Source organism: Pseudoduganella sp. UC29_106, assembly GCF_044055365.1.
Lineage (GTDB): Bacteria > Pseudomonadota > Gammaproteobacteria > Burkholderiales > Burkholderiaceae_D > Rugamonas.
The window spans coordinates 1,209,068-1,233,646 of the sequence record NZ_CP171977.1 but is presented as its reverse complement, the minus strand read 5'-3'; the positions used below and the strand labels follow the sequence as shown (position 1 = coordinate 1,233,646).

Annotated in this window: 30 protein-coding genes; all 30 read right to left on the bottom strand. The window is 59.9% G+C overall.

Annotated elements, in window-relative coordinates; all coding sequences use genetic code 11:
* Positions 1-23: 23 nt before the first annotated feature.
* Positions 24-974 (bottom strand): hypothetical protein, encoded by a 951-nt coding sequence (locus ACHMW6_RS06525; protein WP_395406321.1) that lies wholly within the window; start codon positions 972-974, stop codon positions 24-26.
* The gene (locus ACHMW6_RS06520) at positions 971-1,249 is read right to left on the bottom strand and encodes a hypothetical protein (protein ID WP_395406320.1); all 279 of its coding nucleotides are present in this window, start codon (positions 1,247-1,249) and stop codon (positions 971-973) included. The genes ACHMW6_RS06525 and ACHMW6_RS06520 overlap by 4 nt, the downstream gene beginning before the upstream one ends.
* A gap of 32 nt (positions 1,250-1,281) precedes the next feature.
* Positions 1,282-1,887 (bottom strand): hypothetical protein, encoded by a 606-nt coding sequence (locus tag ACHMW6_RS06515; protein ID WP_395406319.1) that lies wholly within the window; start codon positions 1,885-1,887, stop codon positions 1,282-1,284.
* A 2-nt stretch (positions 1,888-1,889) separates the two neighbouring features.
* Positions 1,890-2,690, bottom strand: coding sequence for a hypothetical protein (locus ACHMW6_RS06510; RefSeq protein WP_395406318.1), 801 nt, complete (start codon positions 2,688-2,690; stop codon positions 1,890-1,892).
* A 2-nt stretch (positions 2,691-2,692) separates the two neighbouring features.
* Entirely contained in the window at positions 2,693-3,217 is a 525-nt protein-coding gene (locus ACHMW6_RS06505; RefSeq protein WP_395406317.1) for a hypothetical protein, read from the bottom strand.
* Positions 3,218-3,280: 63 nt separating this feature from the next.
* Entirely contained in the window at positions 3,281-4,843 is a 1,563-nt protein-coding gene (locus tag ACHMW6_RS06500; protein ID WP_395406316.1) for a hypothetical protein, read from the bottom strand.
* Entirely contained in the window at positions 4,840-5,691 is an 852-nt protein-coding gene (locus ACHMW6_RS06495; protein ID WP_395406315.1) for a hypothetical protein, read from the bottom strand. Before ACHMW6_RS06495 ends, ACHMW6_RS06500 begins: the two co-directional genes overlap by 4 nt.
* Positions 5,688-8,387, bottom strand: a complete 2,700-nt coding sequence (locus ACHMW6_RS06490) for a phage tail protein (RefSeq protein ID WP_395406314.1) — start codon at positions 8,385-8,387, stop codon at positions 5,688-5,690. The genes ACHMW6_RS06495 and ACHMW6_RS06490 overlap by 4 nt, the downstream gene beginning before the upstream one ends.
* Complete coding sequence (locus ACHMW6_RS06485; RefSeq protein ID WP_395406313.1) at positions 8,388-8,792, bottom strand: C40 family peptidase; 405 nt, start codon at positions 8,790-8,792, stop codon at positions 8,388-8,390. It lies immediately after the preceding gene.
* The gene (locus ACHMW6_RS06480) at positions 8,792-9,634 is read right to left on the bottom strand and encodes a DUF2163 domain-containing protein (RefSeq protein ID WP_395408547.1); all 843 of its coding nucleotides are present in this window, start codon (positions 9,632-9,634) and stop codon (positions 8,792-8,794) included. Before ACHMW6_RS06480 ends, ACHMW6_RS06485 begins: the two co-directional genes overlap by 1 nt.
* Positions 9,635-9,639: 5 nt before the next feature.
* The gene (locus ACHMW6_RS06475) at positions 9,640-10,221 is read right to left on the bottom strand and encodes a DUF2460 domain-containing protein (protein ID WP_395406312.1); all 582 of its coding nucleotides are present in this window, start codon (positions 10,219-10,221) and stop codon (positions 9,640-9,642) included.
* A complete protein-coding gene (locus tag ACHMW6_RS06470; protein ID WP_395406311.1) occupies positions 10,221-11,186 on the bottom strand; it encodes a hypothetical protein in 966 nt (321 codons plus the stop codon). Before ACHMW6_RS06470 ends, ACHMW6_RS06475 begins: the two co-directional genes overlap by 1 nt.
* On the bottom strand, positions 11,102-12,871 hold the full coding sequence (locus ACHMW6_RS06465) for a hypothetical protein (RefSeq protein ID WP_395406310.1): 1,770 nt from the start codon (positions 12,869-12,871) through the stop codon (positions 11,102-11,104). Before ACHMW6_RS06465 ends, ACHMW6_RS06470 begins: the two co-directional genes overlap by 85 nt.
* Positions 12,846-13,226, bottom strand: coding sequence for a hypothetical protein (locus ACHMW6_RS06460; RefSeq protein ID WP_395406309.1), 381 nt, complete (start codon positions 13,224-13,226; stop codon positions 12,846-12,848). The genes ACHMW6_RS06465 and ACHMW6_RS06460 overlap by 26 nt, the downstream gene beginning before the upstream one ends.
* A gap of 2 nt (positions 13,227-13,228) precedes the next feature.
* Positions 13,229-13,486 carry a hypothetical protein gene (locus ACHMW6_RS06455; RefSeq protein WP_395406308.1) on the bottom strand — a complete coding sequence of 86 codons (258 nt, stop codon included), beginning with the start codon at positions 13,484-13,486 and terminating at the stop codon, positions 13,229-13,231.
* Positions 13,487-13,539: 53 nt separating this feature from the next.
* Positions 13,540-13,890, bottom strand: coding sequence for a hypothetical protein (locus ACHMW6_RS06450; protein WP_395406307.1), 351 nt, complete (start codon positions 13,888-13,890; stop codon positions 13,540-13,542).
* Between the two features lie 68 nt (positions 13,891-13,958).
* On the bottom strand, positions 13,959-14,600 hold the full coding sequence (locus ACHMW6_RS06445; protein WP_395406306.1) for a phage tail tube protein: 642 nt from the start codon (positions 14,598-14,600) through the stop codon (positions 13,959-13,961).
* 240 nt (positions 14,601-14,840) lie between these two features.
* Complete coding sequence (locus ACHMW6_RS06440; protein WP_395406305.1) at positions 14,841-15,194, bottom strand: hypothetical protein; 354 nt, start codon at positions 15,192-15,194, stop codon at positions 14,841-14,843.
* On the bottom strand, positions 15,184-15,738 hold the full coding sequence (locus ACHMW6_RS06435; RefSeq protein ID WP_395406304.1) for an HK97-gp10 family putative phage morphogenesis protein: 555 nt from the start codon (positions 15,736-15,738) through the stop codon (positions 15,184-15,186). Before ACHMW6_RS06435 ends, ACHMW6_RS06440 begins: the two co-directional genes overlap by 11 nt.
* Positions 15,731-16,123 carry a phage head closure protein gene (locus ACHMW6_RS06430; RefSeq protein WP_395406303.1) on the bottom strand — a complete coding sequence of 131 codons (393 nt, stop codon included), beginning with the start codon at positions 16,121-16,123 and terminating at the stop codon, positions 15,731-15,733. Before ACHMW6_RS06430 ends, ACHMW6_RS06435 begins: the two co-directional genes overlap by 8 nt.
* Positions 16,104-16,778, bottom strand: coding sequence for a class I SAM-dependent methyltransferase (locus ACHMW6_RS06425; protein ID WP_395406302.1), 675 nt, complete (start codon positions 16,776-16,778; stop codon positions 16,104-16,106). Before ACHMW6_RS06425 ends, ACHMW6_RS06430 begins: the two co-directional genes overlap by 20 nt.
* 2 nt (positions 16,779-16,780) lie before the next feature.
* Positions 16,781-17,374 (bottom strand): hypothetical protein, encoded by a 594-nt coding sequence (locus ACHMW6_RS06420; protein WP_395406301.1) that lies wholly within the window; start codon positions 17,372-17,374, stop codon positions 16,781-16,783.
* Entirely contained in the window at positions 17,364-18,038 is a 675-nt protein-coding gene (locus ACHMW6_RS06415) for a hypothetical protein (RefSeq protein ID WP_395406300.1), read from the bottom strand. The genes ACHMW6_RS06420 and ACHMW6_RS06415 overlap by 11 nt, the downstream gene beginning before the upstream one ends.
* Before the next feature lie 32 nt (positions 18,039-18,070).
* The gene (locus tag ACHMW6_RS06410) at positions 18,071-18,793 is read right to left on the bottom strand and encodes a hypothetical protein (protein ID WP_395406299.1); all 723 of its coding nucleotides are present in this window, start codon (positions 18,791-18,793) and stop codon (positions 18,071-18,073) included.
* Positions 18,790-19,500: a hypothetical protein gene (locus ACHMW6_RS06405; protein ID WP_395406298.1), complete on the bottom strand. Its 711-nt coding sequence runs from the start codon at positions 19,498-19,500 to the stop codon at positions 18,790-18,792. The genes ACHMW6_RS06410 and ACHMW6_RS06405 overlap by 4 nt, the downstream gene beginning before the upstream one ends.
* Positions 19,497-20,144: a phage head-tail connector protein gene (locus ACHMW6_RS06400; RefSeq protein WP_395406297.1), complete on the bottom strand. Its 648-nt coding sequence runs from the start codon at positions 20,142-20,144 to the stop codon at positions 19,497-19,499. Before ACHMW6_RS06400 ends, ACHMW6_RS06405 begins: the two co-directional genes overlap by 4 nt.
* Positions 20,141-21,517, bottom strand: a complete 1,377-nt coding sequence (locus ACHMW6_RS06395; RefSeq protein WP_395406296.1) for a phage portal protein — start codon at positions 21,515-21,517, stop codon at positions 20,141-20,143. The genes ACHMW6_RS06400 and ACHMW6_RS06395 overlap by 4 nt, the downstream gene beginning before the upstream one ends.
* Entirely contained in the window at positions 21,508-22,875 is a 1,368-nt protein-coding gene (locus tag ACHMW6_RS06390) for a phage portal protein (RefSeq protein ID WP_395406295.1), read from the bottom strand. Before ACHMW6_RS06390 ends, ACHMW6_RS06395 begins: the two co-directional genes overlap by 10 nt.
* A gap of 1 nt (position 22,876) precedes the next feature.
* Positions 22,877-23,116, bottom strand: a complete 240-nt coding sequence (locus tag ACHMW6_RS06385) for a hypothetical protein (protein ID WP_395406294.1) — start codon at positions 23,114-23,116, stop codon at positions 22,877-22,879.
* 51 nt (positions 23,117-23,167) lie between these two features.
* Positions 23,168-24,568, bottom strand: coding sequence for a phage major capsid protein (locus ACHMW6_RS06380; RefSeq protein ID WP_395406293.1), 1,401 nt, complete (start codon positions 24,566-24,568; stop codon positions 23,168-23,170).
* Between the last annotated feature and the right edge of the window lie 11 nt (positions 24,569-24,579).

The following is a 24,579-nucleotide window of genomic DNA, read 5'->3' as shown; positions in this document are numbered from 1 at the left end:
CCGAGATACGCGGGTCCATGATGCTACCCGCCCAGCAGCGGCACGTACTTCGAGCGCCTAACCTGGATCACGTTCGTGACGTGCTCGCGGTTAATGTCACACGCCGACCGGCTGCCGTACAGCGGTTGCCGCGACTTGAGGCAATGCGCCTCCACGTGACCGAACCATCGGCCGGCGTCGCAACCTCTTGTCATCTGGCAGGCCCTACGCTCCTTTTGTACGCCGCCGATCCCGCCGTTGTAGCCAGCATCACCGAACTCCAGCATGGCCGGCGCCGCACGGAATGGCATGGCTGATTCTTTGGATAGGAGGACCACGGCGCGCAGCTGGAGGTCGGGCCGCTGGTAGACGTTACCCCAGGACCAGTCGGCCAGCGGGGCGTAACGCTTGCTTAAATCGGCCAGGGTATCGAAACGCAGAGATCCATCAGCGCGGTATGCGCGGGTTACTTGCCCCATGCCGGCGCCCTCTTCCCGGTCGGTTTTCAGCTTGGCTGCCGGATTCCAGCAACGCGAGGACTTGAGGCTGACGCACGATTCCTGCTCGACCAGGGCGCCAAGGATTGCCGGATCCGGATGGCCGGGCCAATAGCGCATCTGTTCGGCTTTCAGGACGGTCCCATATTTCAGCGCACCGGGCGGCAACTCGCCGGCATGGGCGCGCGGAGCAAACACGACCAGCAACCCGACGAACATCACGGCCACCGCGATCAGCGCCAGGCCGGCGCCGGTCGGGCTCTGTCCAGCCTTACGGAACAGGCTGCGCATGTCGGCTTCCGGATAGTCCATTAGGGCCTTGCGCGCCCAATGCGACGCGCCAACCGCCCAAACACCCTGCAGGACCGCCAGCCCGCCGAGCAGCGTGGAGAGCCCGCCGTCAGGATCGGACTCGAACGAGAGCAGTGCGGCGATGATCGCGCCACCAAAGAGGAATAGCGCGCGATGGCGCCTCAAGCCGCGGAGGAAGTCTTTCATTCTTTGTCCTGCTTCTTATCAAGTTTGTCTTCAATGCGCTCCAGCTTCTGGAACACGGCGTCGATGGACCGGCTGAACTGCTCGATGGCCTTCGTCAAGTCGTCCTTCGTGGAGTAGGTTTCCGAGCAGTGGAGCTTGAATTCCGCCAGCTCGCGTGCTGTCGTCTCGCCTCGCTTCTTGACCTCATGGAAGTTGGAGTGAAGGACTTTGGCAAAGCCGACCCCGACGATATTCAGGAGCGCCAACGCGCCCAATGCGACCTGCATCCAGTCCATACACTTCCCCGGTAAATGCCCGAAGGCGGTTATCACTTCCCTGCCGAATCCCGGCAGTGGTTCTTGGTGATCCAGTCCAGCACCTTGCAAAGCCAGCATCCCCAGCGTTCCTTATTCAGGCGGGCCCGGTGGGCGCGGCTGGAAACCGTCTCGTTCGGGTCGCCGTTAAGAGCGCCATTGGCGGCGCGGTCGATCGCCACGGCGATTCCCATCGCCTTATCTGGATTGGCGATCGCGCACCAAAGATGTCTGGGAATAATCACCAGTAGCCCAGCCAGGCAGACCACGAAAACCCCCAGCATCGCTAGGCGCGTATGCACTGCCTGCGCGATCTGCGATTTCGTGGGGGCTCTATATGCAAAGCTGCGTGCGGTAAAGTTCTGCGAAACATCCTCGACCATGATCGATATCAGTTGGTCAGGGCGCTCCGCAATATCAACCTCCACCTTCACCCAATGTCCGAACTGATGGAACTTGACCTTGTAAGGCACATCGGGCCACGCACAAGCCCGCATTGCCGCCCGTACCAACTCGCGGCCCGACGCATCATCAGCAACCGCGATTTTCCATTCACGGACGTGAGTAAGCAGACTCGAATCACTGGGATTTTCGTCAAAGAAGCGGGCTTGGAATTGCATGACTAGGTCATCGTGAAGACTTGCGGACGGCGCCCAGATACGATCACGGTGTCGCTCGGCGGAAGCCATAGCTGGTGCCGGCGTTCAAATAGCTGTCCAGGATCTCTCGAAAGCTGTACGAGGTCCCGGCGCGACATCGCCCGCGGCCAATACCCGAATAGGTAGAAATCAAGTGGGCGAGTATTCTCGTCTGGCCTGTCGCCCGATTTGATACCGAGCGCGTAGTGGTAATTGCTCGACACCGTCTGGGCCGATGTGGACTGGGTAATGTCATACCCATCCAAGGCCATATTGCAGGTCGTGTTGTCATATGAGACAGCAAGCACGCAGACCTTCCCCAGCTTCACGATCGGATCGCTAGAGGAACTGGCAGAGATCACGGCGACGTTATCCTTGACGGCCAGGATGGTGCCGTTCGTTTCAACCCTCAGCTGAAAACTGTTCGTGGTCGATGTGAATGCATAATCGCTCTCAACCAGCGTGCTGACGGCCGCGAAGTTATCCTGACGGAACGCAACCAGCAAGGTAAATGCGGTGCTCTGCAAGCGTGGGTTTGGCGCGTTAGGGTCGATTTCGATATAGTCGTTCGTCGCCGTCAAGCGTATAGCCGGCATGCCATTGCTCTGCGCGAAGCCTATGCCGGTACCAACCATACTCCCGCGCAGCCCCTGCGTTACATATCCCAGCGGTACAAGGCTTGCGTCGTTGAAAGCGTGAATCACAGCATCGCGCGCGAAGGGGCTTGCCCTGTTCAACTGCGCCGAGCTAACCGGCTTAATCCTACCGTTGCGGAGCCACTTCATACTTACACCGTCTGCTTCTGGATGCGGTGGTAGTTGATAGCCTGGTTGCCGCTTGTGGAATTCAAGTTCACGGCAGTATTGTGTGTGACGAAGACGCCCCGATAGGGCGGCAATTCACCGCCAAACAGGCTCGCAATCGATGTCGGCGGGATGTAGTAAGAGCGGTCGCTTGTACTATCGATGGCCGTGGACCAGACCAGGCGCAGCGCGGAATTCTTTACGTTGTCGCTCGTCACCGTCTTGGCCGCGTCACCGGTGCTAAATACATCCGGGTAGGTCGGCGTGCCGCTGCTGATCGAAATGGGCGCGTAGGCCCACACCTCAATGACCTTGCCCGCCGTCGGCGAAGTGCCAACCGTGATCATGCCGCTGACCAAGTGGTCCGTGTCCAGGTTGCTGCGGTTGTCCACATGCGCGCCCTCGCGGCCGGTGCGCAGATTCGAGTCGGTCGCCAGCGATGCGAGCGTGATGGTCAGCGCGACGGTGTCAGCATTCGATGCTGGGTACTTCTGTTTAATATCGGACATTTGAAATCCTCGGGATGTGCAGGAGCCTCCGCGGCGAAGCGGATAACAGGAGGTTCGGGAGGGTTAGCGCGTTGCGTAGAGGCCCACGCCGATGTCGGCGAGGGTGGCATCTGGAGTAGCAGGCGCCCAGACCGTTAGGTAGTCGGTGCCACCTGTGAGCGAGAAGCCAGATGCCGCGATGAAGGTAGGCACGGTTCCGGATGCGGCAAATCGGATGGTCCCTACGCTGGTACCGCCTGAACTGGTGGTAGCGTTCTTGCGCACATCGAAGTCGGTCTGCGCGGTGGCTGCTGTGAGCGCCTTGCCGGAACTGCCGGCGATTGCCGCGGCGAAGGTCAGCGTCGAAATGCCGGCCGGCGCGATAAGGTGTCCAACGAGTGCGCTTGCTGTCGGTGCGCCAGGGTAGAAGAACGACAGCACGGCTGGCTGCGTCAGTGGCGCGTACAAGGTATCAAAATAGCTCTTAAGTGTCGCCTTGATATTCGCCCAGCTAACCTTCTTCAGGATGTTCGATGCCGCACTGTCCATCAGGCCCAGGTAGTCGGCATCGACTGGCGTCGTCTTGGCGCTCGCGCTGCTAATCAGCGCGCCAATGGTGGTCGCGGTTTCGTCGCCAGTATTGGTGCCGGCAAGCGTCAAGCCGCTGTCTTTGACAATCTTGCCGGTTGCGCCATTGAAGAACGCAACGTGATTATCAGTCGCCGATGCCGGCCCGGTCACTGCGCCGTCAAGGTTGACCTGTGTGATTGCCCAATTCGCGCCGACGCCAGCATGCGTCCCGGAGGCTGAGGAATCGGTAATGCAGTAAATCGTATCCCCGGCCTCGACGTTCGGACCAGAGACGCCACCGATCTTACCGGCCACGCTGATCTTATACAAGTTGCCCGCATCGGCTGCCGGGTAGTTTGGATTCAAGGAGCAGTCGATGAGCCCCTTGAAGATCATCACGTCCGATGCGCCACCGGTAATCCGGGAGTCAACGTAGGTGACAAGGGCTGATTGGCTCGGAATCCTGGTGGCGCTGTTGGCCGCCATCGTGCCATCGGTATCGAGTATGCGCAGCGCATAGGTATTCGCTCCGGTGCGCTCCAGGATGCCCGTGCCGGACAGCGCCTCCAGCGCGGCTAGGTCATCAGCCAGAGTTAGCGTGATAGCGCCGGAAGTCGTGACCGGGCCGCCACTTACCGTGATGCCCGCCGCCGGGGCGGTGATATTCACACTGGTGACGGTGCCCGCACCGGCGCCCGGCGTGACTGCCACCACATTCGTTCCATCGCAGTAGACTGTCGTGATGACGCCAGCGGATACCGCCACACCCGTTCCGCCGCTGGTCTTCACGGTCAGCGCAAAGCCGCCAGAGGTCGCATTGATGATGGTGTACTGCTTCTTGTTCGTCGGGACGATGATGTTACGCCCCGCCGTCAGCGTGCCGGTGAACTTGATGACGCCGTATTGCCATTCCTGCGGCACGGTGGCCGTGGACAGTGTGTAGTTCGCGTCCGAAAGGGCTTTCGTGAGACCCGACAAGGCGGCGTCAAAGACATCGAACGCCTCGTTCGCGGTCACTTCCTTTTGCGCCTGAGCGCTGTCAATCTTGGTGACGGCAAGGTTTGCGGTATCGGTCATGCTTGGCCTTCCAGAACTGAGCCCCGTCCGACAACGGCGCTGATTTGATAGATACGAACGGAAACCGGATCACCCGGCGTCAGGCCGTCAGTGGTTTGATCTGCGGCGCTGTAAGTGGTACTGGTCGTGGTGATGCTGGAAATGGTGCGCAGCAGCGTCGTAAAGTCGTCATTCCAGATTTCCGCGACGAATTGAAGTGATTCCTCACCAATCGGCACATCCACGAAGTCGCGCCACTCGCCGCCGATGCGGGTGCGGCGGGTCCAACTGATCGTCAGGTTGTTCGATCCATCGCGCGATCCGGTCAAGTGGACCGGTGCGTAAGGCTTGAGGCCTACGGCGCGATTCGTGAAGCTCTGCGCCGTTGCATCGGATAACTTGGCCCTGAACGTGACGCCCTTGTAGCTGCGAGCAAGTCCAATCTCCGATGTCCCGAAGTTCATCCGGCGCAAGGCGGTGGTCGTCAGCAAGACAAACGTGTCACCCGCCGCATGCCGGCCGATTGCCCACTCGGTGCCGCGCCGGCCGCGCAACAGGCCTGAAAGCTGATAAACGCCTGGAGACAGCAGCGTGGCGGTCATGTATTGCACAATCTCCCAGCCGCCCGGAACGCTCAGGGCGATAGCCCCGGCGCCGTTCAATACCTGGGGCTTGGTGTAGCTCGATAGCTCGCCGGGCATCAGTAGTGCGATCGTCACGCTGTTCGTGTGGTCGAACACATTCCCACCGGCGAAGTCGCCCAGCACGGTCGATGCCTGCCCGATGATCGATGCGGACGAGGACGAGAGAACGCCATCATAGGTCGAGCCGTCAGCGCTCTTGAATACTTGCGCGCCAGCCCAGCTCATGCTTGCCCCGCCATGGCTATGTAGAATCCTGCATCGTTGTCCTCATCGCGTAGCAGCGGGATATCCAGCAACTCAAGTAGGGTTGGATCAGCCACGTACACCGATTGCGGCGAATACGGCGGCGTCACGCCATCGGCACCGGATTGCGAGTACACCTCGACCGCCTCTTGCGCGCCTTCCCATTCGATGATCCCGTTGGGCTGGTCGCGGCGATTCGTGATGCGGGCGCGGTAGGTAGCGGAATCTGTCGGCAGGCTGACGATGTCGGTCGGCTCCAGATAGGAGTACTTGCGCGTCGTGGTCCACCTGAACGAATTGTTCTGCCATGCCTGATACAGCGTCGTCCTCGCGATTTCCTTGGCCTTGACCGCATTCATCACGATTGCCAATTGCAGGTTGATGCGGTGGCGCGTGTCCTTCGTGAGTCTCCTGTCGTACTGGTTGCCGATCTGGTGGTCCGCATCAAAGTCCGGGTACTCCACGTCACACTGGATCGGCAATTCAGTCTCGAAGGCGCGCAGCACCTCCAGGCTGGCAGGCATATCCTGCCCTGGCTCGTGTGCCGCGCGGTCGTCTGCCGGAATGGTGGTCACGGTTGAGGAGCCGCGCTTGACGAACCGGATCTTGCCTTCGGACTCGACGGCGTCAAAGTAATAGGCTTGCTGCAGCGGTTCGAGCGCAGCGCGGGCCGTCATCTGGCGCGGGACGATATAACCCTTTACGAGGTCGGTCAGTTGCGACACATCGATGTCGGATTCTTCCAGCCCGGCGCGCAGGCAAATGTCGGTGACGATGTCGCTCAGTAAGACGTCAGCCGGCTCGATGGGTGTCCCATAAGGGATGTCGTAGAGGTCATACCCACTGGAGTAAATCACCTTGCGTTCGCTCGGTACATCGAACATCGGGCCGCGGGCGCTCGGGACAGAGGTGGACAGCGTGAACGAATCGACAATGCTTTCCGCCAACGGGTCCACCAGCATCATGTAGGCCGGATTGCCGACACCGCCGCCCACGAGCAGGCGAAGATGGCCGGTTGCCTCGTCCAGGCACATCCCTTTTACGTCGTTACTTTGGGCTTCGCCTGGTATAGCTGGCAGTTCAAAGCCGGTATCGGTGACAATCAGCGAACTGCTGCCATTGACAATGCTGTAGAGGCGGGAATAGTTGGATGTGGCGGGCCCTTTTACGAACGCCCAGATCGTCTGATTGACCTCATCCCACGCAATGCATGGCATTTCGGCGGGGTTGCTTGGCAGCGTGTCGGAGTGCTGGATGGATGGCGCCGTAGTGTCGAAACCCGTTACGCGCGGACCATGCCCCACCCAAGTGATATAGCCGCCGTAGCCCTGAACAATGGCCGCGTTCGGGTTGCTGATGGTCGTGACCTTGTACGCCCAGTCCGGCAGGGTCATACTCACGCCATCGAACGACTCACCAGCTGGGCATGAGGAAAGACCGCGCGATTGCCGCCACGACTGAGGCGCATTCCACCGCGGCGGAGTTACCGTAAAGTCCGCCGTGTAGTGGGTGTAGGTTCCCGGGTTTTCCTCGCTCTCCAGGCTGCGCGGCATGAAGCCGACGCTAAACCCGGATGACAAACCATTACCGCCCGCGAAATAGACCTTGTTGTTTTCGAGGACTGGAACCGGGACGGAAGGCCAGTAAAACACGTCGTTGAAGCCATTATGGATGCACTCCCATACCATCGGGAATACTTCCCGGGTCGACGTATTAACCGCCACGCCAAGCGCATAATTCTGGCCGTCCACGCCAGCCGAGTTTCGACCCACGAAGAAATACCCACCCGAGCAGACGGCTGCGCCCTGGATCAGATATTCGTAGCTGCCGCCGACGATCGGAACGTTATAGGCCCATAGCAGTTGCCTGGTGAGAGGGTCGTATTGCTGAAATTGAGCACGGTTTGTTCCGGGGTCGATAATGTATTGCCCGGTATCCTCATCGAACACCGCATGCCCGGTCGTCGTCGCAACCCATATACCGTTGCTATCCATCGACCAGTTGAACGCGGCGTCACTACCCGTTACACCGTAATGATCGCCGAAGGTGACGGCGTCCGGAATGTCGCTCGTGCCTGCAGAAACCACTTCGAATTCGAACTGCGGAGGGCGGCCTCCCAGCTCCGTCACGTCGTAGTCCTCGAAAACGACGTAGGCATAGCCAAGGTATGCCGGGCTCGGGCCGTCCGTTGCTTCGATCAGTGGGTCGACCTCCTGATCCTCGGTGCCGTTGTAGAAGCGGATTGCGCCGACAGCAGGATCTTGCGTAGCACCTTCGTTCGCAACCGAGACATCGTAAATCAATTTCTTGTTTGCCCAGATGCGGCGGATACCCGCGATCGGCCCTTCACAGACCAGAACCGCGAGCGACAGCGTATAGGTGAAATTGTGCTGCTCCGGCCCGCCCTTTGCGCTCTCGGTCGTCTCATGCTCGACCGCTTCCAGGATGCTTGGCCAGATAACCGTACCGGCGTGCCGGTTGCAGCCATACTCGAAAGGAATCGGGTTGCCATACACCGACATCTGCGTGCGCAGGTCGTCCAGGCGCGGGCCAATGCGGTCGGGTTGGTTTGCATATGCATCAATCCCGGAGCCTATGGAATAGGCCATCAGCGCGAATTTTGGATTCTCCGTGATGGCGAACGTAACCGCCGCTGCTACGGTACCGAGCAAAGACATTTATTCGACTCCAGGGAAGCGATAGACGGCGACGACCATGCGGCGCCAGTGTTCGGTATAGGTCTGCTTCACCACCTTTCGGGCGGTGATGAATGCGTGGACAATTTCGTTATTGCCGATGTAGATAGCGACGTGGTGGGGCTCAGCCCCGTCGATCGCCATCAGCAGTACATCGCCCGGCTCGGGCTGGCCTACCCGCTCCAACTGCGCTTCAAGCGCCGGCTGCAGCTCGCCATTCGGACGCATCGGATATGCCTGGCGGTCTTGTGGTTCATATCCACACTGGCGCGCGGCGCACGCGACCACACCGATGCAGTCCAGGCCGACACCGGGGGCGCGGCCTTGCGCGTGGAACGGGGTTCCGACCATCAACAAGGCGGCGGCGACTAGATCTTCTCTGCGCATCAGACGCCCTTGTACATTTGATCCTGGCCGGGGATCTTGTTGAATCCCCTAAACCGGATGATGTTGTCGAACTTGCCGAGGCAATCCTCGGTCGCGCGCTTCCGGCAGCCGGCCCACACCGTCAGTTCGTCGTCCTCCGCGACCGGATACGGCATCGGCTCTTGCAGGACGATCACGCCGCCCGCAGAGTGCTGTTTAATCTCCATCGACAGCCCAGCATTCGCGCCGGAGCTAAACGTCACCTTGCCGGCCGTGAAGAAATCCGCGTCTTGCGTCAGTGCGGAAACCGTGAACTGTCGCTGGCTGGTCGCGGTGGTAATGGCCTGGGTACTGAACTTGTAGACGCCTTCGGTTTCCAGGACGCCGCAGCGCGCATCGAACAGGTTTGCGTTACAAGTCGGGCTGACCACGTCGGCTAGAGTCTGCTGCAGCTTTTGCGTGATGCCACGGAATTCGGCCGTGAACGAAGACCGGCCGAGCGAGATCTCGCCGAAGGTGTAGCGATTCAATATTTCGGCGCCCATGGACAAGTCCATGTAGTTCACACGCAGCGGGTGCACCTCGCATAGGTCCCACAACCCTGCCGCGATATCTGCTTCATTGACGCCCATGGCCTGCAGTGCGCCCGTTACCTCCATGGTGTCAACGTTCAGGGCGGCGCTGGTTTCGGCGGCGGTGGGAATTACGCCGAAGGCCGATATGTAGGTCGTTCCGTCAAAAGTGATGTTCTGGTCATAATCTGGCGTAACCGCCAGAATGAAGCCATCGCGGCGAGTCATTTTGACCAAATGGCAAATCGAAGTGACAGGCTGCGCGAAATGCGCCTTCAATTCCGAGGACATGCTTTTCACAGACGCATCTCCGTCATCATCAGGTTGTCAGCCACATACATCAGGCCACCGGCGGCGCGCGTGGTGATCTGCCATACCAACTCGTCCTCATCGAACTGCACCGGCACATCGAATTCCCCGGTCCAGGTGGTCGGCGCGGCGCCCGAGTTGCGCGTCACGATGCCGGTCGTGTAGTCGACCGTGTACGAGCCGCCGCCGGCGATCGACAACGTCCGATTCCGCGGCTTCTGGATTTTGCGGGTGTAGGTGCTCGAGCCGGCGACATAGGTCTTGCCAAGCTGATAGTTGTTCCCGCTGATCAGGGTGCAGACACCAGACGATCCGGCGGAATAGTCGGACCAGTCCTTTATCCGGAAACCTTCAGCGCCGACAGCGCGAAAAAACGCGTCGATCTCGTTGCGCTGCGCCTGCGTTCTGGCCGTGGTCGTACCGTCGAACTTGGTCAGGTAGTGCGTCCAATTTCGGTTGATTGTGACCTGTCCAGATTGCGTGCGAATCCGGGTGCGCGAATCGATTGGGCCGACGACCAGACCATAGGCCAACTGATCCGGAAAGGATGGGGTTTCGAGGAAGGACATCAGTTGTTCCGCCTATTGGAGCGCGCGATGGCTCTCGCTGTGACTGCGCCGACCTGGCTCGCGCTGGCCTGCGAAGTGCCGGCCGGGACGTTGACGTTGATTTCCTGCTTGGACGCCCCGCCGGTAACCATGGCGATGCGCTCAGCGCCAGCGCCGGGAGTCATGGACATACTCTGGGTGCTCGGCATCTGGATCGAGCTTGCATTTGTCTTAAAGTTGGGTGACAACCCGCCGAACACACCGCCCACGGCGAACTTCTGAATGGAGGAATCATTTGCCGCATGCACCGCCAGGCGGCCAGATGCATCGCGCCCAAGCTGCAGCGTTCCGATGGCGCCGCGCTCGCCGAGCATCCGAACGGCCAGCTTGCCTTCGTGATCACGAACCAGCGGCATGATTGCCTCGGGCCCAGCCTCACCCATAAGGCCAGTTTTGCCGCCGGCCATCGGGAAGTATCGAGGAGCCTTGACGATGTCCGGTACGCCGCCCTTGGCGAATGGGATGATGCCGCCGCCAACAAAGATGTTTCCCTTCGCGGAAGCTGCTGCCGCCTTTACAAGATCAAAGATGCCGCTAGCACCATCGCTAGCACCCTTCGCCGCCACTGCTGACATCGCTACCGATGCAGTCAGCGCGGAGGCGGCCAGCGTGGTTAATGCCGTATCGACAGCAATGGTCGTAGTCGCCAGCGTGATCAGTGAGCTATCTGCGGCCGTAGTCACGGTCGTAAGCGATGCTAGTGCTGCTGCGGCGGCTGTAGAGGCCGCAACCTCTGGCGCCGCACCGGCTGCTTTTGCCGCAGAGGCAACAGCCGCGCTGGCAGCATCAGGCGTTTTACTCTTTCCGCCAAAGATCTCCGAGGCGAAATCAACAATCCCACTCAAGCCACCACCCTTGCCGAACAACTCCTTCGACAGGTCACGCGCCACCATCTTGTTGATTTCGGAGGTGATGTCCTGGAACATCGCCTTGAAGGCATCGCGGATCGTCGCGGTGCCGAGGTTAGTTTGTCGAAGAACGATTCGAAGCCGGTGGAGAACGTATCTTGGAACTTGGCGCGCACTAGGTCAGCAGACGCAGCCAGCTTCTCCACCTCGACCTGCATTTCCTTGGCACGCTGGACGATGGCCGGATTGCCAGTCTGGGCGGCCATCTGGGCGTATGCCGTGGCAACCGCCTGGAGGTCAACTACCGATTGGGCGCGGGCGTCACTGATCTGACGCAGGCTTTCCAGTTCGGTGATGCTTCCGTTTTCCGCTGCGATCTGAGCGCGATCGCTGGCAATGCTTAGATCGGACTGGATGCGGGCACCGATTTCCTGTAGCTCGTTGATCTTGCCTTGGGCGATCGCGATGTCGCGCAGTCTATCAAGCGCATTCAGCGCGCGCGAACCTCGGATGGTGGTGATACCGTCACTGTCAGGCTTTTTCTGGGCGGCAGCGAGTTCAGTCTCCAGGCGCTGGCGCAAAAGGCGATTCTGCTCATCAAAGCGGCGTGCGGCCACCTCGCCGGAAAGCCCCTGCTGCTCAAGCAACTGCGTGTTGATGTCAGCGATAGATCGGGCGAGCTGATCCGATGCCGCAGCCTGTTCGATGGTCGACTTGATTGCATCGCGACCAGCCTCCAGTTGCAGTTTCGCTTTGCGGTCCACGAGTTCGTTAATTTTCGACTGGTTCTCTGCTTGTTCGTTCGCATCCTTGCCTCGGCGGGCCTTGAGGAGAGCGATCTCCTTGTCGATATTTGCGGATTGGACCTGCAGCGCTTCGTCAGCGGCCGCCCTGCGAGCCTCGTAATAGTCGCGGATCGAGATCAGGTCTTGTTGATAGTAGGTCTGGAGGAATTCATTACGCGCCGAGAGGATTTCCTTTTCGCGATCGGATAGGCGATCCAGTGCCTTCAGTTGACCCTCTAGGATCTTGGCTCCGCCGTCTTCGCCTGGCAGGCGTGGCGCCGCCGGTTTGGTCTTGGGCTTTTCTTCCGGCTTGCCGGCGGGTTCAGCCTTCGGGTTAAGAATTTGATCGGTCTGCTTATCGACCGCTTCGCGCGCCGCCTTTGCGTCTTCCTTCATTGCCTCGCGGATCTTCCGGAAGGCGCTGAAGTCCAGCTTGCTCAGTGCGGTGAGTTGCGCAGCAATGCCGCCAATCTCATTGCCAACCTGCTTAAAGACATAAGACGTGTTGACGCCAAGTGCGGACACGGCCTCGATAACCGTCGCAATCGCCTTACCTACGCCACTGAAGCCTGCTGAGCTCTCCTTAACCTGAAGCATTTGATCGGCCAATGCTTGCAGAGTCGGCAGGAGTTCTGCGGCAACCTGGTTGCCCGCTGCGCCCGAGAGCAGTTTGATCTTCTCGAGGGTGTCGTTGAAGGCATCTGCCTTCTCCGCTGTTTCTTGCGTGACGCCCGAGTACCGCTGGAAGTATTCGATGTTGCGGCGCAGTGCATCGCCGCCGTCATCCAGCAGCGGGATAATGTCAGCTCCCGCTTTGCCAAACAGGCGGAGCGCGATCGCAGCCTTTTCAGGACCGTCGGCATAGCCCTCAAACTTATCGGCAACCTCCGCAATTACCCGGTCGGCGGTCTTCAACTTTCCGGATGCATCTTGCACGGAAATGCCAAGCGCCTTAAAACGCAGCGCCAGTCTCCGCATTACCCGACGCCGCCTCGGCAATCGACTTATTAAGCTTCCCGGCGGCAGCGGCGATACTTTCCAGATCTCCGCCTGCTTGTGCAGCGGCAAAGCCCAGGCCTCCCAGCACTTCAACGGTCACACCTGTCTTTTTCGACAGATCATTGAGGTGATCGGACGCGTCGATGGCATTTTTTACGATCGCCACCAGTCCTGCCGCAGACAAGCCAACACCCAAGCCCGCCAGCGTGGAGTTCAGGGACGTGAAAGCCCCCTGAATATTCGTCGCCGACTTCTTGGCCGTTTGCTCGACCCGAGACATAGCGTCCTGGAACTTCGCGTAACGCGCCTCGATGTCAATGCTCAGTAATGGCATCGCTATCCCTGTTTAAATTCCGTTGCATTGGCTATTGCGGTGAAGAAGGCAACCGGGTCCGGTTCCTGCGGTTCGGTTTCTTCGTCGCCGAAGTTCGGCATGAAGTCTTGCGGTTTGGTGTTGCCGTTTGCGGCGAGTTGCTTGCCGGCGAAGTTGGCGACAGTGGATGCCACCATGCCGGCCCGCCAGTAAGCGCTTTGCTCGCCCCACTGGTCGTCTTTGTACGCCTCGACCCACAGGCTGAATTCAGCGGAGGACATGCTTTCGCATAATTCCCCCAGAGTTCGCCCCATCCTCAGGGCTAGCAGCATCGCTAGTCTGAGTTCGGGGCTTTCTCGTTTTTTGCTGCTTGATCCCCATTAAAGTCGGACAGGCGCCAAGCGGCATCCCACAGCCCGCATGCCGCGGCGAGGTGTTTTGATCCGAAGGCTTCCCATTCAGCCGGGCTAAACAGTGGCTCATGGTCGCCATCCAACACACAGACCGCGAGCAGATTAGCCATATGGGCGAAGTCCTTTTTCCCGTTCTGCGGCGAGAACGAAAGAGTCATGCGCTCAGACAGGCCGGCGCTGCGTACGATGACGCTGCCGCCCAACTCCGGTACCGGCACCACTTCTTCGATGAGGGTGACCGGCTTTACATCTGACTTCTTCAGCAATTCCATTGCGGTTCCTTACGTTGGTTGAAAAACTGTGCGCAGCGCGACCGCCAGCCGCTGCGCACAGCGGGTGATTACGACGCGAATACCGTCGGGCGTCCGAACATAGTTGCGACCATCGGAGTCGTCACCTTGTCCTGGGCGTTACCGGTCGGCAGCATGGTCAAGCCGATGTAGCTGTTGAAGGCGACGATCTGGCCGCCAGCAAAGCGGAACTTGACGCAGCGCTGCGCCTGGTTGTCCGACGCCGACTTCAGTGCTGCGAGCGCGGTATCGGCTGGGTCCCACAGGTTGTCGAACGTGTACACGCCGGCTGCGGCGGTGCCCGGTACCTGCTTCTTCACGTTGTCGTGAATGGTCGTGACGTCGATGAAATCGAAGTCGCCGCCGGAAGCCTGCAGGCCCACGGCGGTAGTCATGGTCGTGCCGAACGTGATTGCTTCGGCAGAGCCGGAGCTAAACGTGTCGTAGTTGGTGGTGTTTTCGCCTTCCAGTTCGAACGTGTCGGTCGTCTTGTTCGCGACGCGGAACACGCGCGAGTCAACCTGGAACATGCCCTGGACGGTCAGCTTCACGTAATCGCCGTTGTTCAGGCCGTGTGCGGTTGCGGTGACAACACCGGGATTTGCCTTGGTGATTGCCGAGATCGTATCGGCGGCAGCCAGGTCGGATTGAATGGCGACTTGTACGCCACTCCATTTCACTACGTTGGTCATAATGCTTCCTCATCAATGAAGACGAGGCGGCATGTAGCTGGCGGGCACCTTACGGTGATGGCCAACTGCGGGCTCGTGGTTGTCGTTCAGCCGGCCTTGGCAGCGAGGGCGGTCGCGTGGCTGCCTGCGGGCTAAATTGGGGTTACTGCTTTGTTTGCTCCTTCAGCCAGGTTTCCCAGGCGTTGACGATGCCTCGCACCAGGCGGATCAGATGCTCGTGGAGCTTTTTGGTTGAAGGGCTCATGTCCAGATGTTGTAAGTGAGGATCGTAATCAGAGCCTCGGTTTCCGGGTCAACTTCCTGGCGCCGGTCGACCGGATAGCCTACGACTGGCACCATCGCGACCTCCGCCGCGTCCGCAATGTCCTCCGCCTTGGCGAAGCTCTCTGCGATGCACCAGATGTCCATCGTTACCAGTGAAGCAACGGGCGCGGCACTGTGAATGGTCGTCGTGTTCTCCGTGCCTGTCCGCACGTAGACGATGGCCGGCAGCTTCCTCCCTTGCGGCAGAATCGCTGCGCAGATATTGCTACCGACGTGCGTCGTCACGCCAACCACATTCAGTGCGGCGTAGACTATGGATTCAGCGCTCATTCAGTGCTTTCTGTGCTTTTGCAATACGGGCTTCGATGCGCTTGTTGAATGCAGCGACCGCCTGATCCTGCTTACCCTGGAAGGCTCGCCTCAGGAATGCAACGCCGGGAACAAACTTGCCGCCGGCTTTCAGGCGCGATCGCTGCAGCGCACGGCTACGATTGCCACCCTTCAGCTTGCCACCCGGGCCGCGAGCAACGTGCCCATCCTCGACCCAGCGCCAGTAGAACGCGGTTGCGACACCCTTCTTGCTCGTCTTCGAACCGGCCCTTGCCGCAACCACGATGGTTTCCAATCCCGGCTTCGACTTGCTCTTCGACCGCGTGGCGTAGATAGACTTCTTCAGTGCGCCCGGAGTCCGATCCTTGCGTCGGGTATTAGGTTTCAGCGATGGCGCATTTTCGCGGGCCGCGTTTCGGAACACGATGCCGGCCGCCAGGGCACCGGCGCGCACAATCTTGCGCTCCATGTCGATACCGAGAGCGCGCAACCGTGCGCTAAACTCGGGTATCCCGGTCATCTTGACAGTGATCGAATCAGTCATCTGCGGGCGGCTCAATCTTGGTGGAATACCGTTCGCATATCATTTCGATGCGATCCTTTGGCCCGCCGATTTCTGCAGGGCCGGAGCGAATTTCATAGGTCTGGTCGATGTCGCCATGGACGGTGATGCGCATGGTGGCGTCAATGTCCGTCCGGTAGCGCATCCGAATCCGAGTCATACCCTCGCCCAGAGCCACGGCGCCATCCACCCGCTCGGCGCGCGACGGCAGCACATCCTGCACCTCCGCCCACCAGCGCTCCGGAAGCACCGGGCTACCAGGCAACGCCACAAGCGGCACCCATTGAACCACCTCGCCGCCGCGGTTATCCTGCGAAGTGGACTTGCGCAGCACCGAAACCCGGCGATTAAAGCGACTGGACTTCATAGGTGTCCCGGTAGAAGGCGTACGCGCCGATGCTCTCGCGGCCGGCGTCGGTTTCGTGGCCGCTGATTTCCAGCAGATGGAACCGGCGAAGGCCCATCCAGCGGATAAATCCAGCCTCGGTGAAGTAGTACAGGTGCTCGCCAGGGCGGTAATGCTTTGACTCGCGGATCTTGCGCAGATCATCGAAGATCGGGATCGCAACCAGTACCACGGAACCCGGTTGTATCTTCTCCAGCACCTCGCCCGGGTTGTCGATATGCTCGAGCGAATCCCAGAACGTCACTACATCGAACATTGCCGGATCGCTGGCGTATGCCTTGATGCTTTTCAGATAATTGACCGTCTTCGGGATCACGTCGAACCCGCGCGACTCGAAGCCCCATGCTGCCGCGGCACGCACGAACGTCCCGCAGCCGGCGCCGATGTCGAGGACCGTTGCACCCTCGGCGGCGTGCCGGGCGAGCAGCGAGCAGCGGCCACGGTTCAGCGCATTGGCAATCGGCGTATCCTCGTAGGCTGCATATTTGTCGAAATAGACATCGTCGTAAGGAACGCGGGCGGCCTGCATCTGGGTCTGGAACGCCACTCCATCAGAAACGCAGAGCGATAGATCCCCATCTTCGACCGCATCGAAGTGTGCAATGAGCCGATCCATGACTAGCCCTTCGTGCTATCCCAGAGCGCCAGGCCGAAGCCGCCGTGCACCACTTGACCAAGGGGCAGGGAGTGCACCAGGTTCCAGACGGGCTCCTGGAATGGCCACACCTCATGGAACAGCGCGCGGCCGCAGTGCTTCACCAGCTCGAAATCCGTGTACGTGTCGTTTGCGTGGTCGCCGTCCAGGTAGGCGAAATCGAATTCCGTGACCTTCGCGATCTTCGCCTTTTCGGCGTTATCTGCGATGTCGATGCACTCGATATTAGTGATGCCTAGGTACTTGATGATGTCGCGCTTGATGTCATTGTGGGCGATGTCGACCGTGACCACCTTGTCAAAATGCTTCGACAGCACGATCGAGGTCAGCGCATTCCATGTCCCAACCTCAAAGCAAACTTTGCCGCGCACGTCGTTCGCCGCCAGCATTCGGCCCAGGCCATGGAACACGCTCGATCGGCGGAACACGCCGCCGCCGAACCGCTGATAGACCTTCAACAGATCCGGATCGGTCATGACGATATCGAGCCGGTCACCTACCTGTTTTTCCATCTGCATGGACCAGAACATAGGTTTATAGGCTGGGTCAACGTTCATCGTTTGCTTCCATGATCTGCTGCAGTCGTTTATCAAAAGTCAGTCCTGCACGGTTGGCGCGCAGCCATGCCGCCTCTAAGTCCGGCCGGTGGCAAATTGGGTCTTCCGGATTCCCGGCTTTCCACTTCTCGTCCACGTTGTGGATGCCAGAGGTGAAGAAATCGAAGCCGGTCAGGTAAACATTCGCTGGCTCGCAGGCCAACACGTCCAAGATGGCCGAGAAGCCAGTCGTCGGGATGTGCCGGTCAAGTAGTTCGAACGACCGCAAGAAATGTGCATCGTCCGGAATAAAGGTGTCGCAAAACCAGAATGGCGCTCGGTTCCGGTAGATGTACTGGAAATCAATGCCAACCTGCTTGCCCATGCGCTCATGCCACTCGGATTCGATCGGCTTCGAGTTGGGGCACTTGCACATGCAGAGCGTCACACCATCACCGGCCAACTCTTCGCGCGTCTTACGAATCGAGGTGCCGTAGAACGAGTAATGCACATCCGTCCGGAAGCCCTGGTTGTCGCCGGTCTTGTAGTTGTTTGCACGGACCACGATGTCATGGCTGTCCACGAAACCGGGCTCGTTGTCCAGGCTGCCAGGCCCGCTGCCAACGACAGCGATGCGCTTACCCTTCAGGCGCGCAGCCACTTCCTCAAAGCTTACGAAACGCATTGGCCGCCTCAGTAATCCGCTGCTGATCCCAATCATCCATTACGAATGTCGAAGTTTGCTTGCTCGAAAACCTTCTGCGGCGTGATCGTCCGGATGTATGCCTGATTCGATCCGGCCGCCCTCTGACTCCAGATTGCCAGCAGCGGCTTGTCGAAGCATTCCGCCATTGGCACCGCGAAGCTGCATTGCGCCACTACACCATCGCAAAGCGAAGCCAGATCGAGCAGATCGGAAACGTTCGTCTTACCAGTTAGATCCCATTCGACCGGCATGTCGTATTCCAGGCCCACGGTGCCGCCTACACTAATCGTCAGGCAATCGCTCAAACCACCCAATGCCACCTCAAAACCAGCGCGCTCCGGCATCAGGTCCATGGCAAAGCCATCCATCCGGCCCATCGGCTTGCGTCCGCCGTGCGCCAGGATGATCGGACGTCCCGCGGCGCGATCCCTCGCTTGACTCGCTAGATCTTCGTTCCGAACTCCCCACTGAAACTGCATCGGAGCCTGGACGCCGGCACTGTTGCAAACGTCCTGCCACTGATTTGTGTCCGGGTTCGACTTGCCACTTACGTAGTGCGCGAGGATCTGGACGTTGTCTCGGCTGAACGGCACCACTTTGGCTCCAGAGCCGATGAAGACATCCGCAAAGTTGGTCAGGACCGTGATTTCCTCGCCGCGCCGGATCAACTCGTCGCAGATCGGGCGCACATATAAGCTGTCGCCCAGACCGCCGCCACCGCGCAACCGCTTCACAGCACATCCCTCAAACTGACCTTAGGGAAAGAGTCAATAGCAGTTCCCGGGCTAGCGTTCAACACTTCCACGCCGGCAGCGGCAAGGTCATTCTCCGCAGCCGACATGGCCTGGCGGAAGTAGCTGTAGACCGCACTCGCCATCGATTCGGGGTGCTCGCCAAACCAGTGCGATCGGCCATCCGGTGCCGCTTTTCCATCGAATCCCAGCAGGATCACCCGTTCAGCGCCAGCCAATACAGCCAGGTTCAGCGCCTGAAAGCCCGAATTTCGGCCAGTCACCAGCATGCGAGGATCTGCAGACAGGCCGTATCCGTGCACGGCGCCGTGCGCGTTGCGAAGTACGTGCACCGAGTCATCCGCCACGACACCGGTGCCATTCTCGATACTGCACTTCTGCCCCGAAAACGCTGCCCATCGCTGCCGCACTTCCTCGGCTGCCAGTCCAATTGCAGGCTTCGCAATGCCGGCGCTATGCCACGCATGCCAGCGTAGGTCGGCCGCGTAATGAACATCCGCCCAGGAAGCCAGCAGATAGGCGTCGTTCACAGCTATGCATTTGACAGCCCTGCACTCATGGGCGCTGGCTACCGTCTGCACGTCCTGCGCAGTCAGGCTAGGACCTCCACCCAGAATCACGACCGTCTCGCCCTGCCACTCTGGCGACACCTCACTGAAGCGGTCGCCTGGAATTCGATTCAAAATCATGCCAACGACAACTCCACTCGTTCACCCTTGATGAGATTTTCAGCGGCCCTCATCAGTGCGTCGATTTCATCAACATTCGGGTTGTAGTTCGCCTGCACCCACAACTTGATCGCCTGCTTATAGCGGGCCGGGACAGCAGTTGCATCCTGAATCGGGCTTGCAGCCCGGTCGGCGTAGCCGGCGCGGAAGGTGATCTGCAGGTATTGTTGCGTCCACTTGGCGCCGTTTAGAGCTACGACCTTCGGGTATTTCGAATCAGCCAGGCGCAGCGCGTAGGTTTCGGCCTCGATTGTGGTTTCTGCGCCAGCGGTATCGACCGAAATGACCGATTCAACCGTCAGGACCGGAGACTTCCGTAGGGAGATTTCATTTTCGCGTGCCATCTTCCATTGGCCGCAGACCGCAGCATTCGATACCGTATCGGCCGGCAGCGTTCCGTCTCGCTCGATCGTCAGGCGCCAGGTCTGATCCACCAACGCGCGGCCGGTGAACTGCTCGACCCACTCGCGCGCGGCGGTGATCAGGGATGAAATAGTGTCATCCATTTCCGTCATCGAATCGTACTCGCGGAGGTGCAGTTTCATTTCCTCCAGACTGACCGGCTCGATGTCCGGATTGCTGACGCGCTCCAGGGCGAAAATCATTTCAGCCTCACTGGGCCAACTTCTTTAACTGCCGGCGGCATGGCATCTTTACCATCGCGGCCACGCTTAGCGGCCAGACGCCAATCACTGGACTCGCCCGGCTTGCCGGCCGGCTGGTCTTTCTGAGCGAGGAACCAGGAGCCGCCGAACGTTACGCCGTCGCCACGCTTGTATGCTTCGCCGTCGCGGAAGATTCCCTTGTCGACCACGCCGGGAATGGTGAATTCCTTGCGCTCCTCGGCGCCGCTTGCTTGGCGAATGACGACCACACAAGTGCGCTCGTCCGGGGCCTGCACTTCGATCCCAGCGACGCCATCAACGACGCACTCCCAACCTTTCATGCCATGCGTCGTTTCGTAGGAACGCCACAGGCCGCCATTGTGTGTGGCGTAGGTATTGCGCACATATGACTTCTCGGTATCGATAGCCGGCAGAATTTCGAGGTGGAGGGCATCGCGGCCAGGAGCGCCATCCTTCACAACGATTGCGGCGACAGCCTTTGCGACCGCCTCGGCCACCATCTTCTGTACTTCTTCAATCGGGACGGACTGGCCATCTTTCGGTGCTGGGATGTCCTTGACAGCCTCGGCAACCAACGTGCGGATTTGCTCAGGATCGGCATCCTTCCCATCCTTTGGCGCTGGGATCTTGGCGACCTCTTCGGCCACCATCTTCGCGACAAGGGCGGGATCAGCATCCTTTCCGTTCTCTGGCTTCGGCAGTGCAGCAACCGCAGCCTCCACCATCTTGACGATTTCGGCCGGGTCAGCATCGCGGCCAGGCGCTGCCGGCGGCAGAGCGCTCACGGCGCGCTGTACTTCCTCAGCAATGACCGGCGCGACGTCATCAACCGTTACGCTGGTACCGTCTTTTGCCTTGGGCAATGCATCCAGCGCCTCGGCCACCATGGACCGGATCACTTCCGGGTCCGCATCTTTACCATCGGCCGGCGTCGGCACGGCCTTGAAAGCGTCTGCGACGAGCTGAGCCAGCATCGGCGCAACGTCTTCCGCCGTGATGCTTTTGCCATCCACTGGTTTGGGCAAGGCCTCGATGGCAGCCTGGGCAGCGCGAATGATCGCTTCGGGCTCGGCATCCTTACCGTTCTCTGGGCGGGGGATCTTCGCCACCTCGGCCACGACCATGCCGCGGATCGCCTCAATGTCAGCGTCCTTGCCGGGCTGGCCGTCTTTAGGCGCCGGAATCAGGTCAGCGGCTTCGCGGGCAATCGCCTTGGTATCGACCGGCTGCCATGCCTTCACAGCAGATTCCAGCCCGTCGATGCGCTGCGACAGTCCGCTTACAGCATTGGCAACGAAGCCCTTGACCGCTGCAATGACGCCTTCGGCGATCTTATCCAGGTCTATTGACATTGCAGTCCCTTGGAAATTTTCTCAATCAGTTCTTGCGCCTGCTTGGCCGCAGCGTCATCGGCTGGCGCGGGTTCGTCCGTAGGTGTAGCGCCGGGAGTTGCGGCGGGTCCCTGATTTCCGAATGGATCGGTCTGGGCGTCGCGCTTGGCCAGTGCCTCCAGCGAGTAGTTCTGCTGCTGCAGGTACGGCGTATCGCCGCCAGCAACAGGAGGAAGCCCCATCCTGTAGCGTGCCTCGTTCGGCGCCATTATGCCGCCGCCGGTCGCCTTGCTCAGCACCTCGATTTGCGCAACCGAGTCCATGCGAATCAGGCCTTCGGTGTCGAACTCGGTTCGGTATGTGTTGAGCAACGCCAGCCCGTCATCCAGGCAGGCTTCCGCTTGCTCTAAATATTTTTGCAAGCACTGCGTGTAATAGCGCAGTGTTTCGGCCTCGACCGAGCTGCCAGATGGGGTAGCGCCGCCGACCATGAATTGCGGGACTAGAAGCGCGCGGGCGATATCCTTGACCGTCCATTCAAGCTGTTCAATCAACTGCGCCTGCTCGGCTGGGATGGTGAAGGCTTTGTACTCCAAGCCACTACCGGCCACTGCCAGCCGCCCCAGGTTGCCGCCGGCGTAGTTCTCTTCCCACCCCGTTTTCAGGCGCAGCGCCGTTTCATCGTCAATGGCGTTTGGCGAGGTCAGCATGCCGCTCGGACGGCTCATGTTCTCGAAGAACTTGGCGCTGTTGTTTTGGATCTTGCGACCCTGGGTAGCGGAAAGCGCTGCGGCGTAGATCGGGGCGATACCGACCAGCGGATGCCACAGGCAATTCATGCGGTCGTGGATGATCTCCGACGCCGGGACGGTCAAGCCTTGCTGCAGTCCAGCCAGGAAGTCAGCTGAAATCTGATAGTAGACATCGCCATTCGGAGCAACCAGAGGAAGTACGCGCTCGGAGTCGAGCACGTGCATCTCGATCACCATGTTGCGGTTGTCACGCACCTTCAGGATGTACGCGTTGCCGTACAGGATTTTCATCAGCATCCAGAACTCAACAAACTGGATGCGGGTTTGGTAGGTGTTCGGCTTGCGCAGGACGGGTAGGAACGGCGAGCCGGATTCGACTTCCGTCCAGATTCCGCTCGCCTGGCGCTCAGTCATTTTGAGGCGCAGCTTTGCGATGTCGCCGGCGATCAGCGTGACAGGAGCATACAGGCCGGAATAGGACAATAGGTCGCGCGGGGCATCGACTTCGACATGCGACTGAAACGCGCCGGCATAGGATTCGCGGATGATGCCGAACCAGCCGGAGTTGGCGCGCACCGGCGTCAGCGCAGCCTTGCGAATTGAGATGTCGAGGCCGAATACGCGCACGTTATGCCGCCTTGCGGTTGTGTTTGCCGAACTTCGGCTTGCTGGTCGTCACGGCGACTGGCGCTGGCGTGGCAAGCATTTCACGCGTCATAAAGCCGGGAATCGGGTCATCTTCCGTACGCTCGATACGGCGCAGAGCGACCAGTAAAGCAACGTCCTGTGGCTGCACATCGATTTCTTCGCCAGGGCCATACACTCTGCCGGCGTATTCGTGCGTATCAGCACTCATGCGGATGGTCATCTCAATCTCCAGAATGAAAGACCCGCCGAAGCGGGCCTTTCGTGCCATCAGTTAGGCCACGTAAGCGGCTTCTTTGATGTATGCAACGGCGGTATTGCGACGCTTCGCCCAGTTGATGAAGCGAGTCGCGCGCAGTGCCAGCGAGTGGGTCTGGAACATCGACACCATGGAGGTGGCGGTGGTCGATCCGGTGGAAGTATTGGTCGGGTTGTCCAGCATTTGGATGCTGGCTTCGCGGCTCACGTCCACAGTGACTTGGCCGTCGTCGGCCAGGAACACTTCGCGCTGGTTGACCAGGATGATCATGCAGCCCGAGTTCGGCGAACCTGGGATGTTCGCGGAGTTCGAGGTGATCACTGGGATGCCCAGCAGTTTGCCGCCATTGACGCCCATTTCCGGATACAGCGGCAGGCCGAGCGAGTTCAGCATGAGGCTGATTTGCAGCGCCTGGTTCGGGGTCATGATCCAGACGCAGTCGCTGATGTTCTCGTCGGCGTCGGCCATAGTCTTCAGCAGGGTTGCCAGGTCGGTGCGCAGGTTGGCCGCCGCAGTGCCGGTTGCGGTCACGGCGGTAACGCCGTTGGTCACGGATGCTGGCGAGATGTTGGAAACAGCAGCCACGTTCGGGTCAACGAACTGAACATCCATGAAGGTGGAGATCACGGCGGCCAGGTCATCGCGCACCAGGATTTCCGCAGATGGGGACGAGCTGCGCGCCAGTTCCTCATCGATCGCCATCAGGCCGGCGCACTTGGCTTGGCCCAGGGACTGGCTGGTAACGCTTGCCTTCGACATCGGGATCGGTGCGCCTTGGCCAACCCAGTAGGCGGTACCAGTGCCGTTTTGCTGGCCCATGCGCACGTTGAATGGAACACGGCGCAGGTTCAACTTGCCCAGGATGGTCATCGGACGCAGGTACTCGATGAACTCGGCCGCCAAGTTCTGGTTGTAGACCAGTTCCGAGGCCCAGCCGGAGGTGGTGGTGTCGCCGGCCGCAACAGCAGCCTTCAGCACTTGCGCGATTTCCGGAGTCTGGTCCATCCAGCGCTTTTCGTTCTGGAAGATCGACAGGGCGTCGTTCAGGTTGCCCTTGGCGCGGATCAGCGACATCGCGTAACGGGCGAACTTCACGCCTTTTTCGATGTTCGGACGAACAGCGATGATGTTCGGCTGGGCGCCGGCGCGCGGTGCGGCTGCGCCCTTTACCGGATTTGCGGGAGCACCGTCAACAACCACGGCGGCAGCCCGGTTGCGCTCTTCGTGCGCTTTCAGGCGGGTGATGTGTTCATCGATCTCTTTCACTTCCGAGGCACAGCCGTCGTACTCTTCCTTCTCGGCGGTGTCCAGGGTGCGACCTTCGTCGCTAGACTTGGTCATGATTGCGTCCTGGCGGGCCACGGTAGCGGCGCGCTTCTGTTCGAACGCAGTGATTTGCTCGGCGATGGTAGGCATAGCCAAATTCC

Coding starts and splice junctions, on each gene's coding strand:
- ACHMW6_RS06525 (WP_395406321.1), bottom strand. CDS start 974: ATGAAAGACTTCCTCCGCGGCTTGAGGCGCCATCGCGCGCTATTCCTC.
- ACHMW6_RS06425 (WP_395406302.1), bottom strand. CDS start 16,778: ATGGATCGGCTCATTGCACACTTCGATGCGGTCGAAGATGGGGATCTA.
- ACHMW6_RS06430 (WP_395406303.1), bottom strand. CDS start 16,123: ATGAAGTCCAGTCGCTTTAATCGCCGGGTTTCGGTGCTGCGCAAGTCC.
- ACHMW6_RS06505 (WP_395406317.1), bottom strand. CDS start 3,217: ATGTCCGATATTAAACAGAAGTACCCAGCATCGAATGCTGACACCGTC.
- ACHMW6_RS06460 (WP_395406309.1), bottom strand. CDS start 13,226: ATGCCATTACTGAGCATTGACATCGAGGCGCGTTACGCGAAGTTCCAG.
- ACHMW6_RS06450 (WP_395406307.1), bottom strand. CDS start 13,890: ATGGAATTGCTGAAGAAGTCAGATGTAAAGCCGGTCACCCTCATCGAA.
- ACHMW6_RS06465 (WP_395406310.1), bottom strand. CDS start 12,871: ATGCGGAGACTGGCGCTGCGTTTTAAGGCGCTTGGCATTTCCGTGCAA.
- ACHMW6_RS06420 (WP_395406301.1), bottom strand. CDS start 17,374: ATGAACGTTGACCCAGCCTATAAACCTATGTTCTGGTCCATGCAGATG.
- ACHMW6_RS06470 (WP_395406311.1), bottom strand. CDS start 11,186: ATGTTCCAGGACATCACCTCCGAAATCAACAAGATGGTGGCGCGTGAC.
- ACHMW6_RS06510 (WP_395406318.1), bottom strand. CDS start 2,690: ATGAAGTGGCTCCGCAACGGTAGGATTAAGCCGGTTAGCTCGGCGCAG.
- ACHMW6_RS06490 (WP_395406314.1), bottom strand. CDS start 8,387: ATGTCTTTGCTCGGTACCGTAGCAGCGGCGGTTACGTTCGCCATCACG.
- ACHMW6_RS06440 (WP_395406305.1), bottom strand. CDS start 15,194: ATGAGCGCTGAATCCATAGTCTACGCCGCACTGAATGTGGTTGGCGTG.
- ACHMW6_RS06385 (WP_395406294.1), bottom strand. CDS start 23,116: ATGACCATCCGCATGAGTGCTGATACGCACGAATACGCCGGCAGAGTG.
- ACHMW6_RS06455 (WP_395406308.1), bottom strand. CDS start 13,486: ATGTCCTCCGCTGAATTCAGCCTGTGGGTCGAGGCGTACAAAGACGAC.
- ACHMW6_RS06445 (WP_395406306.1), bottom strand. CDS start 14,600: ATGACCAACGTAGTGAAATGGAGTGGCGTACAAGTCGCCATTCAATCC.
- ACHMW6_RS06495 (WP_395406315.1), bottom strand. CDS start 5,691: ATGAGCTGGGCTGGCGCGCAAGTATTCAAGAGCGCTGACGGCTCGACC.
- ACHMW6_RS06435 (WP_395406304.1), bottom strand. CDS start 15,738: ATGACTGATTCGATCACTGTCAAGATGACCGGGATACCCGAGTTTAGC.
- ACHMW6_RS06480 (WP_395408547.1), bottom strand. CDS start 9,634: ATGTCCTCGGAATTGAAGGCGCATTTCGCGCAGCCTGTCACTTCGATT.
- ACHMW6_RS06400 (WP_395406297.1), bottom strand. CDS start 20,144: ATGATTTTCGCCCTGGAGCGCGTCAGCAATCCGGACATCGAGCCGGTC.
- ACHMW6_RS06380 (WP_395406293.1), bottom strand. CDS start 24,568: ATGCCTACCATCGCCGAGCAAATCACTGCGTTCGAACAGAAGCGCGCC.
- ACHMW6_RS06485 (WP_395406313.1), bottom strand. CDS start 8,792: ATGCGCAGAGAAGATCTAGTCGCCGCCGCCTTGTTGATGGTCGGAACC.
- ACHMW6_RS06405 (WP_395406298.1), bottom strand. CDS start 19,500: ATGATTTTGAATCGAATTCCAGGCGACCGCTTCAGTGAGGTGTCGCCA.
- ACHMW6_RS06395 (WP_395406296.1), bottom strand. CDS start 21,517: ATGTCAATAGACCTGGATAAGATCGCCGAAGGCGTCATTGCAGCGGTC.
- ACHMW6_RS06475 (WP_395406312.1), bottom strand. CDS start 10,221: ATGTCCTTCCTCGAAACCCCATCCTTTCCGGATCAGTTGGCCTATGGT.
- ACHMW6_RS06415 (WP_395406300.1), bottom strand. CDS start 18,038: ATGCGTTTCGTAAGCTTTGAGGAAGTGGCTGCGCGCCTGAAGGGTAAG.
- ACHMW6_RS06515 (WP_395406319.1), bottom strand. CDS start 1,887: ATGCAATTCCAAGCCCGCTTCTTTGACGAAAATCCCAGTGATTCGAGT.
- ACHMW6_RS06520 (WP_395406320.1), bottom strand. CDS start 1,249: ATGGACTGGATGCAGGTCGCATTGGGCGCGTTGGCGCTCCTGAATATC.
- ACHMW6_RS06500 (WP_395406316.1), bottom strand. CDS start 4,843: ATGACCGATACCGCAAACCTTGCCGTCACCAAGATTGACAGCGCTCAG.